Below are 16,008 nucleotides of genomic sequence, written 5' to 3'. Positions count from 1 at the left end.
AAAAAGCCCTATGGAAAATAATATCAAGCTCGATAAAGCGACACCGCCGCCACTGCCCAGATCTACGATGGCTAACAATCATAATGCTGAAGCAAATTATGGCATCATTGATTGGTTTAAAAAGGGCATGAGAAATTACACGAATTTTTCTGGTCGTGCGCGCCGTAAGGAGTATTGGTATTTCTTTCTAGTGCAAATGGGGGTGATGATCGTTGCAATGTTGCTAGACGCAATAATATTCAGCTCAGAGACAGGTTTATTTTACATAGTAGCAGTACTTGGTTTATTTCTGCCTGGTCTTGCCGTGACTATCCGCCGCTTGCATGATACTAGCCGCTCAGGATGGTGGTTTTTGATAGGGATAGTGCCACTGATAGGCTCTATTATATTGCTAGTATTTCTAGTGAGTGATACCAAGCCTGAAACCAATAAATGGGGTCTACCGGCAAAATAGTCCGGTTAAAACAGGCGATAATCGTTAATAAAACGGCTTACATCTGTTTACAAATGTGCTCACTGATTTTTGAGTTTTGTTTCTGTATAATATAGGGGCAGGCGGAAACCGTGGCTCTGCACTTTATTTATCTTTTCTAACTCGGGACGGACCGATACTTTGATACGCACCTTGCTGTTTAAATACAGGTGCTTTGGAGTCTTGGTTAATGACCTTATCACCGCTTAAACGTCGCTTAATTTATGTGACCGCTTTCGAAATTATCGCGATTATCTTATCTACCCTTATATTGATGAAACTCAGTCACAGTGATGCATCAGAATCCTTACCAATCGCCGTAATGATATCGGTAGCAGCCGTTGTTTGGAACTTTATATATAATACCGCTTTTGAAGCGTGGGAACGTCGCAGGTGCATTGTACGTCGCACGTTATGGATACGTAGTGTTCATGCTTTTGGTTTTGAAGGTGGGCTAGTGTTGATCTGCTTGCCACTGTATATGTTTTGGTATCATGTAGGTTTGCTTCAAGCCTTTATGATGGAAGTAGCGCTACTGCTATTTTTCTTAGTTTATACGTTTACGTTTACTCTGATTTTTGACAAGATATTTACTTTACCTTATCATTCTAAACCCGCGTCCGCTTCTTAATTAAAGGCATTAACAAAAAAAGGGCTACCATATTGGCAGCCCTTTTTTGATAGCATCACTACAGACCATCTAGTCAAAACAAGTTCAGCGTTCAAATCGAACAGCTTATTGTCTCGTTATTTAAATTGCTATTTACCTTGATATACAGGCTTACGTTTTTCGATAAAGGCGCTAACCCCTTCGATAAAGTCATCGGTTTTTGCCATTACTGTCTGTTGCTCTACTTCCGTATCTAACGCCGCGCTCAAACCAGCGAAGGCGTGTACATTGAAGCTCTCTTTCATAGCGGCCAACGCTTTGCCTGGCAGCTGGCTCAATCGTAGCGCCAATGCTTGTACGGTGGCTTCTAGCTCGTCAATACTTACCACGTTGTTTACTAGGTTTAAGCGCGCCATGTCTTCGGCTTTCAGTTTATCACCTAGCATCACAAGCTCAGTGGCTTTTGCTGCACCAACCAATTGGTTTAATAAGTAAATGCCACCTGCATCTGGAACTAGGCCAATATTAACGAACGCTTGTACAAACTTTGCGTTGTCTGCGGCAATTCGGAAGTCGCAAGTGAGTGCCAAGTTCATGCCAGCACCTGCCACGGCACCTTCTAGTTTGGCAATAATCGGCTTATGGATATGACGCAATTTTAAGCTGACTTCGCCTGCACCTTCTACCATGCCTCTTAATTTGTTTGAAACAATATCCTTGTCTAATCCTTCAGACAACATCTCTTTAATATCGCCGCCGCTTGAGAAGTTACCACCAGCCCCTTGTAAAATAATCACTCGTACTTGATCATCTGCGGCCGCTTTATCTAGCGCTATCAAGACTTGGTTTTTTAAGGGTGTGCCAAAAGCGTTTAAGCTTTTTGGATCGTTAAAGGTAATGGTAGCAATGTGCTCTGCAACTTGATAATCGACGAGAGACTGTGACATTTGAGATTTCCTTATTTTAAATGACTGTTTTAATATGTTGTATCAATGACAACGCTTTTAGATAAAGGTGAAAATGGTTCAATGCTGATTACTATAGCAGCTTGCTACGATTATAAAAGCGTGTTTTGTGGGCGCGTAAGACACATCTAAATACTGGTAAACTTTACTATTCTATCGTAAAAGCTGATGCTAGCTAATGGGACAAAACGACTGGCTCGTAAAAAGGCTATGACCTAAGGGGCTAATGGATTATGCTAATATGCAAGGTTGAGCGTAAAAGAGTCGTAAAAGACACAAGGGTACGCTCGAACTTTTCATTGATCAAACAAGGATGTGGTTATGCCAACTATCACTGTAAATAACGCTGATATTTATTACGAAGACAGCGCACCGAATGACACACAAAAGCCTGTTATCGTATTTGCTCATGGTCTACTGTGGAGCTCACAGATGTATGACAAGCAAGTGGAGCACTTTCAAACAGACTATCGTTGTATTGCTTTTGATTTTCGCGGGCAAGGTCAGTCGCAGGTTACTAAATCTGGCTATGATATGGAGACGCTGACTGACGATACGCTTGGCTTACTTGCAGCGCTTGGTATTGATAAGTGTCACTTTGTTGGGCTATCTATGGGCGGGTTCGTGGCTCAACGTATCGCGCTCAAACGCCCTGAATTGCTATTGTCATTAACGCTGTTAGAAACCTCTGCTGACCCTGAAGATCCAAAAAATATACCTCAGTATCGCAAGCTGGTCAAAGCGATTCGCTGGCTAGGTATGAAGCGTGTGAGTAATAAAGTGATGCCAATCATGTTTGGCAGTACGTTTTTGGCGGACAAACTGCGCAAATCTGACCGTAAGCAGTGGCTAACAATGCTACAAAGCAATCGCAAGGGCGGTGTGGTCAAAGCAACAATGGGCGTTATTGAGCGTACAGGTACTTATGAGCAGTTGGGTAAGATTACAACGCCAACACTGATTGTGGTTGGTGATGAAGACGCCGCTACGCCTTATGCCAAATCTGAACGCATGCATTTTGCTATCGCTGGGTCCAAGCTTGCTATTATCAAAGGTGCGGGTCATACATCGACAGTAGAAGAGCCTGATCAAGTGAACAAAGTACTTCGTCAGTTTTTGGAAAGTTATGCTTAGTAGATATTGTTCGAGAGCTTTGAAGCCTCATATCTATAGAAGGTCCTAAGCATATATCTATAGGAAATCCTGAGCATATATCTATATAAAAAAGCCGCTACCTGTTATTTGATAGCGGCTTTTTGTATGGTGCAAGTTGTTAAATGGCAGACAGCCATTATCGGCAATGAAAGCTACATTTGTGAGCTGTATTGGCTATGTCCATCATCAATGGTTCCAAAGGCTTCTGCACGATTGACAATTTCAGTCGCCCAAGCACGGTGCGTCGCAGGCTCTAGCATTGTATTATTGTACTTAAATACCGCTTTGGCCTCAGTGTGAAGGATCGCTTGTGCTTCATCCAATGTACTCAGTGGCACACAGTAAGCTTGCTGTACCAATGCAATTTGGCTTGGATGAATGACAGTTTTGCCTACCATTCCTAGGCTGACGTCTCGGTTCAGCTCTTGCATAAACAGCGTCGGTTGATCTAAATACTCAAATACTGGCGCGGTAAGATAAAAACCATGCGGCACAAAACAGCCAAGCATTTGATAAGCCAACGTACCGATAGGCGAGTCATAGACAATACTGTTTTTTGGGCGACGTAAGCGCAGTGCTGCAAATAAGTCATTACCACCGATACGCAATGCAAAAACTGGCTGGCTAAATGCTTCTTTAAAAGCGATGGCAAGCTCCTGATTGTGATGCGGATTAAACAGCGCTGCGGTTTCGAGCGTCGGCATAAGTAGTTGATCTACTTTTAGGTTCTGACAAGCCATGCGCCAGTTAGATAGGCTATACATATCAACTTTCGGCATGACGAAACCATCGATGAGATCGATATGAGTATAGTCAGCCAGTTGCTGTAGCATCATTGGGCTACGTGGACGTATAAAGACCAGTGGACGTGTCGGGTGTTGAGCATGAATCTTCGCTGATTTAGATGGCGCATTGATGCTATTCACATGCTCAGCCCATGTCTCCAGCAGGGTTCGCAAACGCTCAAGCGCCAACTCTACATCCTGCTGACTGACCGCATCCTCTAGACAGATAATAATACTATTGATCGTCGGTAGTTTATCTCGCTTAATGACTTGCCAAATATCTTGGCGAGTCGCAGGCATGTATAAGCTAGCACCAAGCTGATATGGATGGTGCGTGTGCGGTTTGACCATCGCATGACGCTCAGTGATCAGATGCGCATAAGATTGGGTATCATTGTAAAGGTCTGACTCGGTTTTTAGCATATCTGACATAATTGGCATCATAAGTAGAGAGTATAAGAGAACGAAAAAGAAAGTATTTAATACCGTTAAATGTATTAAGTGTCTTGGGAGCGCTGCTTGATAAGCGTGATGGCTTGATAAGGCAGTATTTTATCACCTAATACACTAATATTGATGTTTCGTTGTGCACATAAATGGCGTAGCAGTACGGTATCAGGGTGCTCAGCAGTGGCGAGCAATATACGCTCGGGATCACGGCGCAATATGGCACGTGTTGCCTCGGCAATTGTTGGTTTAATACGGTTGCGATTGATAATCTTATAGTCTGCTGCCAACGTCTCTATCAACACCGCAGTCTGGTAGCGTGGCTGCTGGTAAATCGGTAAACGTACTGGAGTAGTAGCCAATGATCGTCTCGCTGCATCGATACGATCAATAAATGCCAAGCTGTGATCTGCTGCTATTAAATCATCATAAAAGACACTGCGATGCAGGCCTGATGACGGCTCTGTATACAAGCTACGTGAAATAAGCCCTGATACGGTACTGTTCAACAAACCCGATGGGATTAACCAGTCTTCTTCACTTGCCGCGAGCCAAGCAACGCCAGCCGGATCAGCAAGGGTCAGTAGCGGAATGACGTTAGCGCCTTGATGAAAAATGTTGGCAAAATTAACATTAGTAGAATCGCTAAACGTCTCTAGACTACGAGCCAACTCTTGATATATGGCCCCTTTACCTGTCCAACCATCGACGAATACGATTGGACTGTTTGGATAAGCATCCAGTAGCATTTGCAAAGCCACTGGATCAAGACCACGATCGCGAATGATACTGATGCCATAATGTACACTTGGCAAGCGATAGCTACTGTCTGTATCCGACAGCGCACGCTGCAATAACACACCAATTGGCAGACCAGCTCGCACCAAACTGACCAAAACCAGTGGATGCTCATCACTCACATTCTGCTGAAAAACATGATGTAGCGTATGAGACAAATGAGCGATATCAGTCGCGGTCCTTGTTGACCCTTGCTCTAACGCCTGTATGTATAGCTGCTCATGCATTGCAGTAGGTGCTTGCTCTAAGGTCAACATGTCAGAGTAATGGCGTTGTCCACTTTGGATAAGCGCTTCTTTTCGACTGACGGGCACATCGGTAACCGCGTCCTTATCTACCATGTCGAGTAGGACAGTGACATCGCTTGCAAGATAGCTGCCTGAGCCATAGTTTTTTAAATCGGCTCTTTTGGTCTGTATATTAGGTAAAGTCATAGTATGAATAATAGCACTCTTAATGATAACAGTGGATTTGCGTGACTGCAGTTTAAACTAATGGTTTAGCCTGACGATTTAGACGGGTATTGCTCATGCAATTGGCCATGATTGGGCATACCGTACCAGTCCAATAACTGTAAGAAAGGCAGATCAGCTAAGCTATCACCAAAGCCAAAACTGGGACGCTGATGGTCTAAATGATGCTCTAATAAAAACTGTACCGCATGACGCTTGTGAACCGCATGGGGCAATATCGCTAAGTTATTGGCATTCACATGCACATAGAAATCTTGATCAAAATCACGTATCAAAGTGGGCAGTTTCTCAGCTAAATCTACGAGGGCTTGATGATCTTTCTGTGCATGTTTGATAGCCAGATAAATGGTTAGCTCTTTATCAACAGAGCCATTGTTAAAGCTATCGATATGCGGTGTAAATACTAAATGACTTTGCTCGCTTTGACTATGACTGGCAAATAACTGGCTTAACTTAGTAAGCTTAACTTGCAATGTCGCAAGCTTACTATACATATGCTGCTGCCAACTGCTCAGCAGCGCTCCGTCAGACGTTAAAATAATTGCTCCATGGGTCAATACTTGCCAGCTATCAAAGGGCAATTTAACGCGTTTTATTTCACTACGATCCCTTGCCGTCACTACAATTAATTCAGTACTAGCAAGCAACCAATTAAAAAAGGTTGCTTGGCGCTGGCTCATAAAGCTCAAAGGCTCGTCTTGCTTATTGACTGTTGCACATACCAAAGATTCAGGCTCAGTAGTGGGTAAGTCCCATGCATCAATTTTACGCTGGGTTTGGAATAGCGTGTCGTCCAAATCCATCAAGGCATAAGGCTTAATAATGTCTGGGTTGGCTTTAAAAAAGGAGGTAGTCATGGTGTCGTCCGTAAATAATAGGTTTGAAAATTAGAGAGCAGTTTAAAGACTAGGGCTCACCACCAGCACGTTATCCAAACCTCGCCACATAGCATCCACACTATCAGCTGATGTTTCTATACACAACACAATCAAATCCCAATCACTAGGCTCAACGTTATAAGCAAAATTGGTCATACCAAGCCCGTAATTATCGCTAAAGCTCAGCATCGTGGTAATCGCCCCACCAAGCGCAATCGGTGAGCGGGTTAATGCGCTAAAATTGACAGTCGCAGCTGTATCTTCGTTGAGCTTGCCGGACTCTGTTTCAAGCCATTCAGCCAATAGAAACGGAAACCAAACAAACTCATTGCTGCCCAAGACTAAGATTTTTCTTGGTAGCTGAGTAACATCAAAGTTTTCTTGGCTATTAAAGCGGGTAAATGCAGTCTGAAAACTTGAAAGATAGTTAGCAAACCCCTCTGTGCTGTCTAGTGTTGGAAAACGCCCCCAGTTGCCCGTATCACCGAGCGCCTGACTACCAGCGGCAGTAGTATCAACCGATGGCATCATAATGGGTTCAGGATTAGGGGCATCTGTCCATTGCCATGCGCCAGACAGTAAATGATGTCGATGAAACTCAATACCAGCGAGACGATCCGCCATACGTGCAGGCTTAGCGTCTGACTGTGGATTAGGTGTTTCTTGGTCTAATGACCAGTCGACTAATGTTGTTAGATGCACTTGCTCTAACTGGGTCAGTCCTGCTTCACGTAGTGCAGTGACGACATTAACGCAGGTATTACCCGTTGAGGCTTCATCATCGACCATAATCAGTGTTTTACTGGCCAGTAGCTGCGCTTGAGTAACGCTATCTTTGCTTTGATAAATCAAATGCTGGCTGGCATGACTGTGATCTTCGCAAAACGTCGTCAGTAAAGAGTCAGTACCATTGGCATCACTACTTTTATCGTGCTGTGTATGACGCGTAGAGTTCAATAGCAGGGCTTGAGGATAGCGCGTTTGTAGCGCTTGATGTACACCAGCAGATAGACCAACAGCGGTCTCTGCCATACCAATGACTAGAATAGGTTGAGGTAACTCACTAGGTACTAAGTTAGCCAAATCAGTAAATGCCTCTCGCATGGTGCTTGGCGCAACGGGAATATGACGACCTAGCACTTTTGAGACAAACAAAAACGCCCGTTTTGGGTTGATACGCTGGGCAAATCCTAGCAAATCTTCTAATTGATAATGCTCGTGTTGTTCAGCGCTATTTTGATTGATGGCTGATTTGTTAGTGGCTGAGTTGGTTTGGTAAGTTAGATCTAGCGTACCACGGGGTAGGGTGATGGTCGTACTGTGTTGCTCATTTAACATTCATATTCCTTGGCGCTTTTATTTGTATGTCGTCGTAGATTTTTAACCCTGACAGCCAACCAGCCATAAGGCACTGCGACTTTGCTTGCTTAGCTGAGGTGTGGTAAGAGGCGTAGCACTGGTCAAATCAGACGTGTTCTCCAAACTGATACCAGCGCTCGCCAGTAGGGCAGATAATAACTGAAATTTCACCGCATAGTTCATATTTTGTGCATGTTCATGAACCAGACTTGATGTGACCATACCGACGACCTCTCCAGTCGGCAATAATAAAGGACTACCACTAGATCCAGGCTGAATGGGTGCGGTGAATTGCATATGACGGATATCGTTATTTAAACCTGTCAGTCCTGATATACAGCCTTGAGTGACTTGCAGTTGGCTACTCAGTCCTGATAACGGAAACCCCAGCGTGGTAATAGTCTCACCCAATATATCAACACATTGCTGCGCCAGTGGGAGGTAGCTAGGCAAAGGATCGCTAACTCTAATAATAGCTGAGTCGCTTCCGATATCGCTGAGTACGACTTGTGCCTCGCGATCAGGCTGACCTTGCTGACGTATGCCAACCATCGCTGCTGACTCAATTACATGATAGCAGGTCAACAGATGATAGGGATCAATAGCAAATGCTGTTCCTGTCCAAGTCTCGCCTGCTTGTACATGACGGGGAGGGCGAGCTTCGTTATTTAGTTGAATACGCTGCTGCTGTTGCGCTTCTTGAATAAGCGTATGTGTGCTAGGCGGACGAACATTCAGACTAACCTGTACATGATGTTCAAGGCTCGCTAAGCCTTGGGTTGATGCCTCGCCAAGCGCACGACATTTAAACAGTCCATTACGCTGATATATTTCTAATATAATCGCCGCTTTGACATGCCGCTCGTTTGTTGTGAAGTGATAGCGAATATCTCCGTTGTTGAGCGTGAGGCTTACGTCGTTTAACTCTACCGCTGGTAAGTTTAGGCTTGGCTCATGATAAACATAAGCAATCAGTTGTAAGAAACTAACATTATTTTTATCAAATAACTGGGGTAAATCTAACTGCCATGCGCTTGGATTATCCTTGCTATCGAGCTGAGCCCAGTCTTTAGACTCATGTAAATAAGCAGGACTACAAACGGCTTTACGATAGGCATCTAATGGCAACCACAATAGTCCAAGCTGCTGTCCAAACTCTAATGGTTTAGTAGTAGAAAATGCGATCGCACACTTTGTATTTTCGATAACCGTATTGGCTCCTAGCACTAATTCGACTTGCTTCGACATCACATTTCCTTAGTTTATTTGCGCGATTATAATTATTTTTATTGTTTAATGATTTTATCTTTGAGACTAAAGTCTGAATACATAAAGGGTTTTGATTTTATTTTGAACCTACCATTCTATGAAGAGAAAACATTAATAGGTGTTTTAATATACAGTTAAGATTAATTGCATAATAGATATATCAAGATATATAGGTTGAAATAGTTTCGGGATTCCTTTTAATAATTAATTGTTTTTATAAAATAATGATAGGGTTTTATAGTCTAGCCATTTGTCGGTTAATGTAGCCACTTATCGGACAAAGCCATGTAGTGTATTGCTACAAAACCAAATTCCAGTGATAATACAATCAAAATCTATTGCTATTTAGTAACTCTACTGTGACCAAGTGTTATCTGTAAAGTTTAAAAATAGTATTTGATTTAAACCTATTAATTCTAATCTTATTTTCAAGCTTATTGCTGTTTCTCGATTAATGAATTTCTAGTAGTTAGAGCACTTGTATGCTTAATAACTATAAAAATCGAAGTTTCATCTACTGAATATAGTTCATTTCTTATAATATAAAAGATATATAAAAACTGTCACATGGTTGATGTCTGCATATCTTTTATATTGTGAGAAAGCCAGTTGGTCGGACCTTTGAAACGTTATTCACATCAGTTTATCTAGATGGCTTGATATAAGAAAGCGTAGCAGTATTTTAAGAAAAGGAGTGCTCTGTGAAATTCTCTTGTGCATTAGAAACGTCTTCTGAACGTATTCGTCTGGTCAATGTTATTTCGCCGCTTATCAAAGCAGGTTATCAGCTAGTCTCCCAAAAGCAAGAACCTTCAGAGAATGGTGGTAATATCATTCATGTGATCGCAAGAAGCCTGGGCTCTAAAACGCAGGAAGATCTAATCGAGGATTTATCTTCAATTGAAGGTTGTACGCTTTTTAATCTAGAAATAGAAGAAGAGGGTGGCTCGTCAGCTGCTCCTGCAAAAAAGACATTGGATGAGAAAAGCGTCTTATCAGCCATTGGTGCTTATTACCCTAAAATAGCAGATATTGTCAGCCAGTATGAAGATAGTTTACCTATTGAGCGACGTGTGACGGCATTGCAAGAGTTGGGTCGTAAGGTTGGCGGCGGTATTTACCAGCGTGATTATTCACTTGGCAGTCCACTGAAGATGCCTACTACGATCACTCGTGAGCTTGTGCCAGCACTGAAAGGTCTGTCTAAAGTTAAAGCAAAAAACAATGTGATCTATTTAATCAAATGTCCGTTCTGTAAGTCGTCAGATCATACTCACTCAGGATGTCATTTTATTGTGGGCTATATAGAAGGCTTTTTGGCAAGCAACCCTGCTATAGATGTGGTTCAAGTTGAAGAGACTAACTGCGGCGCCGGTAGTACCAATATTTGTGAATTTACCATTGGGTAGGAAAAATTGTGTGTAGATAATTTCATGTCTATGCAAAAAAATCAACGAGCGAATGACGCACCGTGTTGCAATAAAAGTAACGTTATTTGACTCAATTCTTATGATAGATAAAAGGCAAAAAAATGATGGAAGTTGAATATAACTTACTTTTGGTATTGGTCTCATACGCCATTGCAGTATTTGGTTCTTATGTTGGCTTAAACCTTGCCATTCGAGTACCTTCTGCTAAGCCAGGAACAGATTTGTATTTTTGGGTAGCGCTATCATCGATTGCTATCGGTGGTGCGATTTGGTCTATGCATTATATCGGTATGATGGCAGTAGATATGAAGATGCCTGTGACTTATGACTTAGGGCTAACAATTGTCTCAATGCTACTCGCGATTTGTTTCGTTGCAGTCGGTATTGTCATCGTAGGTCGCGGTGAATCAAGCGTTGCTAAGTTAATCGGTGGCGGCGTACTTACTGGACTGGGTGTTGCAGCTATGCATTATACCGGTATGGCCTCTATGCAGATGGACGCTACCATGTCATACAATATACCGCTGCTTATCTTATCGATTGTGATTGCTATTGCAGCTGCTATCGCTGCGCTATGGTTGGCATTCAATCTACGTGGTACATTACAGCGTTTTGGTAGTGCCTTCATCATGGGTCTGGCAGTTTGTGGTATGCATTACACTGGGATAGCCGCGATGGAAATGACGATGACTGATCACTCAATGTCTATGGATTATACGCATGCAGGTGCCATATCTTCATCAATTATGATCTTCATCGGTTCAGCAATCGTATTGAGCTTACTATGGGTCATTGCTTCTAAAAATGCACCTAAGCAAGCGACACTAGCATTTGGCGAGTAATTTTAAACGCTCATTTTTAATATCAATTAAAAATGAAAATAAACAAGGGTTTTTAGATTAATATCTAAAAACCTTTTTTGTGTCCGTTCAAATCATCTGCTAACCACGTGTATGCGTAGCGGATTATTTATTCATCATCCTTTTCAATTTTGACACTCATCATAATAGAGCGTACTTGGCATGGTTTAATATGCTGAATATTGGTCTCTAAGTTAGGTCTCTCTGATAGCCCCAACCAATAAGAAAATCCAGCTTGAGTCAAATCAATCCCACTATGAGAGGTATACCCAATGCCACCTGATGGACGGCTATTAATTTCAAGAACTCGGTGCTGACCGCTATCATCAGCTTTGGTCTGTACACTGACGATACCATCACAGCCAAAAGCCCTAATCAATGGGATTACGACATCCATGACAGACTGCTCATAACCAACGTGTTGTATCTTTCCTGTTTTATGACGAGTGACAGCAGCTAGGACTTCGCCATATTCACAGACTACATCGATAGAGTACTCTTGCCCTGACAGATAAGGCATTAGCAGCATTGGAATAGGGCGCTCGTGTACCATTTGGCTGTTGGTATAGGCATTCACAAACTGAGCTGTGTTGATTTTTTTCTCTTCAGTAAAATATAAGTGCTCAAAGCTATCATATTGCTCGCCATATTCTTTACCAGAGTCCAGTCGCCAAAACCCTTGGGCAAAAATACCGACAACAGGTTTAACACATAGAGGTTGGTCACCATGCTCGGCTAATAAAGCCTCAAGCTCCGCCGTATTGTCAAAACGCCATGCGTCTGCCACTGGAATGTTATGAGTGTGACAATGCTGCATAAAAGCAAATTTATCATCGATTGATTCTAGTGCCGTTACGCTGGTTGCGCCCGTCAATAAGCGAATACCCGCAGCGTCAAATTTCTCACGATGCACTTCATAATCAATACCATTGCGCCCAGTCAGTAGTACTTTTACGTTATGCTTTTGAGCTTGCTCCAATACGAATTGCCAGCGTGGTATGGCAGTTTCATCAGTCATTTGGATATCAGTATCTATAATCGAGTCAGATGGCTCGCGATAAACCATATCGGCAAATTCGAAAATCTCAGGTCTATCATGACGGTGTGAGGCAAAAACTTGAAAGGGCTTATTTGATTTGCTCTTTAGACTTTGTAAGCTCTCCAACATATCACGCTGGCTAGATTGACCTTCAGCTAACCACGCTGCTACTGGTATTGAAGGGTTACTATTGTCAGCAAGATTATTCATAATTCTCTCAGCGTTATCATTAGGTGTAGGGGAATGGGCAAGTCAATACTGCTACTGCAAATCTAGTTGTAATATTAGCAAAGGTATACGGTTTAATAGGACGTATTATATACAAATGATATGCGTTATAAACGCCTCTGATAAAATAGTCCTAGGGATTTGTAAGAACGACTTTAGTGCTTATATCGCGATTGTCTGATTCAAAAAATTCATGATATCCATGCTACTATATGATGATAGTAGGCATGACAATGACAACAGCATAATAAATAATCCAAAGGACGTATGATGAGTCAAAACCAACCTCAAAAACTAATTGCAGGTGCCAATGCGCCACTACCGACTGACAATATTAGCATTCGTATTTTAAGCCAAAATGCCATCGATTGTGCCGCTTATCGTCTGACTACTGACGGCAAAGTACGCGGTGATGGAGACATGATATTTTATGGTCAGACACGTAGCGATGATGGTAATGTTAGCTTCCGTGGTCATGACAGTGATGGGTTTTTTGATATTAATTTGTCTGCACAGCCTGCAAGTATTGAGAAAATTGCCCTAGCGTTTTCTAGTGCGCAAACACTGTCACAAGTTGGCGATGTGGACATTCAAGTTCTGCAAGGCAATCAAGTACTGATGACCTGTCAGCTGAGTAGCGCAGGCCGTAATGAAAAAGCCATTATATTGGCTGAATGCTATCGCAGACAAGGAAGCTGGAAATTTCGTTTTATTGCCCAAGGATTTGAGGGAGGGCTAAAGCCTTTATCTGAGCATTTTGGTGTGGAAATCGCTGATGAAGCGCCTGCCCAAAATCATAACCCTGCACAAAGCCAACCTCAACCTATCAACACGCAGCGACCAATCAATACGCAAAAAGCAGGCAACACGTCTCAAGCCAACAATCCGCCACCGATTCCTGCTAACTCTTCAATTAACTTAAGTAAAATAACCTTAACTAAAAATCAATCTAGCATTAATCTTAAAAAACGTGATGATTTTGGCAAAATTTCGGTCAATTTAGATTGGAATCAACGCCCGCAAAATGATAAATCAACACCTAAGAAAGGCATACTGGGTGATTTGTTTAAGCAGCATCAATCAAGCGGTATCGATCTAGATGTTGGCGCTATGATTCATCTAAAAAATGGTGAAAAAACTTTGATTCAAGCGTTGGGCAATCGCTTTGGTAGCTTGCAATCAGCGCCTTATGTTTGTTTACGTGCGGATGATAGAACGGGGCAGGTAAGCGGCGGTGAATGGCTAGATATCAATGGTCAGCAATGGTCGCAGATTGAAGAAGTATTTATCTTTGCGTTTATTTACGAAGGCGCACCTAACTGGGAAAAAACCGATGGGGTTGTGACTATCCATGTGCCAGAGCAATCACCGATTGAGACACGTTTGACCGAAGGTGCTGGTAATCTACCAATGTGTGCCATTGCCCGTTTGGTCAATCAACAAGGCAGTATCAATGTTGAGCGTATCAACCAATACTTCAAAGGTCATCAAGAAATGGACAAAGCGTTTAACTGGGGCTTTAGTTGGAAACGTGGACGTAAATAGTGTTTTTTAAGATCTAAATAATAAATATAAAAGAGCGGCCCAACTATTGATAGATGGACCGCTCTTTTTTCAAATAAACTATTTAACTAGATTGGTAATAATCCAGTTAAAGTCTCAAGTCAATTATGCATGCGGTGTGATAGCAGGCATTAAGTCGTGGAAGGTGCGGCCAGAAGCTGTCTCGCCAATCGCATGCATTTTCCATTCATTATTGTGACGATAAACTTTTGCCATTACCATTGCTGTGTGTCCACCTTGGGCAGATAAGTTATAACGTGCTACTTCACTATTGTTATTGGCATTAACGATACGGCAAAAAGCATTTTCTACTGTCTCAAACGTTTGACCAGTAAAGCTATTGACCGTAAATACCAATGAGACCACATTAGCAGGTACTCTTGAGAGGTCAACGTTTATGACTTCATCATCGCCATCACCGTCGCCAGTACGGTTATCACCAGTATGCACGATACTGCCGTCTTTCGATTTTAACTGACTGAACCAAATTGCATCGACCGCTTGCTTGTTAGCATCGAACATGATGCATGAAGCATCTAAATCGATAGAATCGCCGCCAGAACCGCCGCCGAATAATTTTCCTAAGAAGCCACCTTTTTTATCTTGTGGCCCTTGAGCAACATCCCAGCCTAGACCTAGTTTAACTTGAGTCAGCTCGCCACCAGCTTCTTTGCTTAGGGAGATTTTTTGACCTTTTTGAAGACTAACTGCCATGTGAGTATCCTTATAATAATTGTGAGTAAAACCGTTTAAAAATAATGCTAAAGAATGTTATAAATTGCGAAAGGCACTATAAGATATTGTCTAAAAAGCCACCACCGCCACCACGTCCGCCTGAGCTACTACCTAGGACGCTTTGTATCCAACCTTGATAACTGTCACGATTGCGCGAGCAAATAATGACTTTGCCATTTCCTGAGAAGTTCAGAACCATACCTTCGCCACTGGTGACGGAGTTAATAATATTGCTCATGATGCCTTTTTTCTTACTGGTCGAAACTGACAACTTGTATTCAAGATTCGAATCCCAGCAGACTACATGACCATTATCAATGATGACGTCTTTGTCTGGTGTGACATCAATTTCAAACAACGAGCCAAAACCAGATACCACGACTTGGCCTTGGCCTTGGGTCTGCATCACCATAAAGCCGCCTGTATCACCAAATACTGCACCGCCTAAGTTGCGTTGAATATTGGCTCTGATATCGACGCCAGTTTGGGCCGCGACAAAAGCACCATCACTCAAGGTATACTGCTGTTTGCCAACTTCTATGATTTGCATATCACCATCGAGCGTAGGCGAAAGCAGACAGTCGCCCTCACCATTAACCGCTTCAATCTGCTGTTGAAACAACGATTCATCGTTTGCAAAGCGGCGCATCAGTGACTGCATCAGCCCACCTTGTAGCTTACCTTTCAGCTCAAGATTGGACTCCATCATCACCATTGCATTGGCTTCACAATAAATTGAATCGCCTTTTTTAAGATTACAATGCAAAAAAGGTTCAATAGTACCGATTAAACTGAATGTTGCGGCCATGGCTTGCAAATCCTTATTCTAATATCTTTGTTAAATGCTCTTAATGTGTGCGTGTGCTTTTATGTGCTCTATAGCTTTTAATGATAAGCCAATTAAATTTAAAGCCATCAAATGCGTTAAAGGGGCACACTTGA

At 42.4% G+C, this 16,008-nt stretch carries 15 protein-coding genes; 6 read left to right on the top strand and 9 right to left on the bottom strand.

Annotated features, from left to right (window positions below):
• The first annotated feature begins 10 nt into the window (after nt 1–10).
• Together QO187_RS05695 and QO187_RS05690 are read left to right on the top strand one after the other, a co-directional pair.
• Nucleotides 11–454: a DUF805 domain-containing protein gene (locus QO187_RS05695; protein ID WP_228153146.1), complete on the top strand. Its 444-nt coding sequence runs from the start codon at nt 11–13 to the stop codon at nt 452–454.
• A 208-nt stretch (nt 455–662) separates the two neighbouring features.
• The gene (locus QO187_RS05690) at nt 663–1,103 is read left to right on the top strand and encodes a PACE efflux transporter (protein WP_102092886.1); all 441 of its coding nucleotides are present in this window, start codon (nt 663–665) and stop codon (nt 1,101–1,103) included.
• A gap of 128 nt (nt 1,104–1,231) precedes the next feature.
• Here the strand turns inward: QO187_RS05690 and QO187_RS05685 are convergent, their stop codons facing one another.
• On the bottom strand, nt 1,232–2,029 hold the full coding sequence (locus QO187_RS05685) for an enoyl-CoA hydratase/isomerase family protein (protein ID WP_102092885.1): 798 nt from the start codon (nt 2,027–2,029) through the stop codon (nt 1,232–1,234).
• A 339-nt stretch (nt 2,030–2,368) separates the two neighbouring features.
• On the opposite strand from QO187_RS05685, the gene QO187_RS05680 reads away from it, so the two are divergent.
• Nucleotides 2,369–3,181: an alpha/beta fold hydrolase gene (locus tag QO187_RS05680; RefSeq protein WP_102092884.1), complete on the top strand. Its 813-nt coding sequence runs from the start codon at nt 2,369–2,371 to the stop codon at nt 3,179–3,181.
• A 173-nt stretch (nt 3,182–3,354) separates the two neighbouring features.
• Here the strand turns inward: QO187_RS05680 and QO187_RS05675 are convergent, their stop codons facing one another.
• From QO187_RS05675 to QO187_RS05655, 5 genes are all read right to left on the bottom strand, one after another.
• The gene (locus tag QO187_RS05675; RefSeq protein ID WP_371547740.1) at nt 3,355–4,419 is read right to left on the bottom strand and encodes an HpcH/HpaI aldolase/citrate lyase family protein; all 1,065 of its coding nucleotides are present in this window, start codon (nt 4,417–4,419) and stop codon (nt 3,355–3,357) included.
• A gap of 65 nt (nt 4,420–4,484) precedes the next feature.
• Entirely contained in the window at nt 4,485–5,666 is a 1,182-nt protein-coding gene (locus QO187_RS05670) for a cysteine protease StiP domain-containing protein (protein WP_102092883.1), read from the bottom strand.
• 65 nt (nt 5,667–5,731) lie between these two features.
• On the bottom strand, nt 5,732–6,562 hold the full coding sequence (locus QO187_RS05665; RefSeq protein WP_102092882.1) for an HAD hydrolase family protein: 831 nt from the start codon (nt 6,560–6,562) through the stop codon (nt 5,732–5,734).
• 42 nt (nt 6,563–6,604) lie between these two features.
• Nucleotides 6,605–7,921, bottom strand: coding sequence for a phosphoribosyltransferase domain-containing protein (locus tag QO187_RS05660; RefSeq protein ID WP_102092881.1), 1,317 nt, complete (start codon nt 7,919–7,921; stop codon nt 6,605–6,607).
• 42 nt (nt 7,922–7,963) lie between these two features.
• Nucleotides 7,964–9,190, bottom strand: coding sequence for a serine protease (locus QO187_RS05655; RefSeq protein ID WP_102092880.1), 1,227 nt, complete (start codon nt 9,188–9,190; stop codon nt 7,964–7,966).
• Nucleotides 9,191–9,912: 722 nt separating this feature from the next.
• Between QO187_RS05655 and QO187_RS05650 the strand changes: the two genes are divergently transcribed.
• Nucleotides 9,913–10,620 carry a hypothetical protein gene (locus QO187_RS05650; RefSeq protein WP_102093607.1) on the top strand — a complete coding sequence of 236 codons (708 nt, stop codon included), beginning with the start codon at nt 9,913–9,915 and terminating at the stop codon, nt 10,618–10,620.
• 122 nt (nt 10,621–10,742) lie between these two features.
• The gene (locus QO187_RS05645; RefSeq protein WP_102093609.1) at nt 10,743–11,483 is read left to right on the top strand and encodes an MHYT domain-containing protein; all 741 of its coding nucleotides are present in this window, start codon (nt 10,743–10,745) and stop codon (nt 11,481–11,483) included.
• A gap of 127 nt (nt 11,484–11,610) precedes the next feature.
• Here QO187_RS05645 and QO187_RS05640 read toward each other — a convergent pair whose 3' ends face one another.
• A complete protein-coding gene (locus QO187_RS05640) occupies nt 11,611–12,750 on the bottom strand; it encodes an ATP-grasp domain-containing protein (protein ID WP_102093610.1) in 1,140 nt (379 codons plus the stop codon).
• 288 nt (nt 12,751–13,038) lie between these two features.
• Here QO187_RS05640 and QO187_RS05635 point away from each other — a divergent pair, with 288 nt between their 5' ends.
• Nucleotides 13,039–14,313 (top strand): TerD family protein, encoded by a 1,275-nt coding sequence (locus QO187_RS05635; RefSeq protein WP_102093612.1) that lies wholly within the window; start codon nt 13,039–13,041, stop codon nt 14,311–14,313.
• 123 nt (nt 14,314–14,436) lie between these two features.
• Here QO187_RS05635 and QO187_RS05630 read toward each other — a convergent pair whose 3' ends face one another.
• The gene (locus tag QO187_RS05630; RefSeq protein WP_057760836.1) at nt 14,437–15,045 is read right to left on the bottom strand and encodes a TerD family protein; all 609 of its coding nucleotides are present in this window, start codon (nt 15,043–15,045) and stop codon (nt 14,437–14,439) included.
• A gap of 76 nt (nt 15,046–15,121) precedes the next feature.
• Nucleotides 15,122–15,874 carry a TIGR00266 family protein gene (locus QO187_RS05625; protein ID WP_102093613.1) on the bottom strand — a complete coding sequence of 251 codons (753 nt, stop codon included), beginning with the start codon at nt 15,872–15,874 and terminating at the stop codon, nt 15,122–15,124.
• Nucleotides 15,875–16,008: the final 134 nt, after the last annotated feature.

Source organism: Psychrobacter sp. Arc9, from assembly GCF_041431295.1.
In the GTDB taxonomy this organism is placed as follows: domain Bacteria; phylum Pseudomonadota; class Gammaproteobacteria; order Pseudomonadales; family Moraxellaceae; genus Psychrobacter.
Note: the sequence above shows the minus strand (reverse complement) of the source record. Positions and strands in the feature narration are given on the sequence as shown.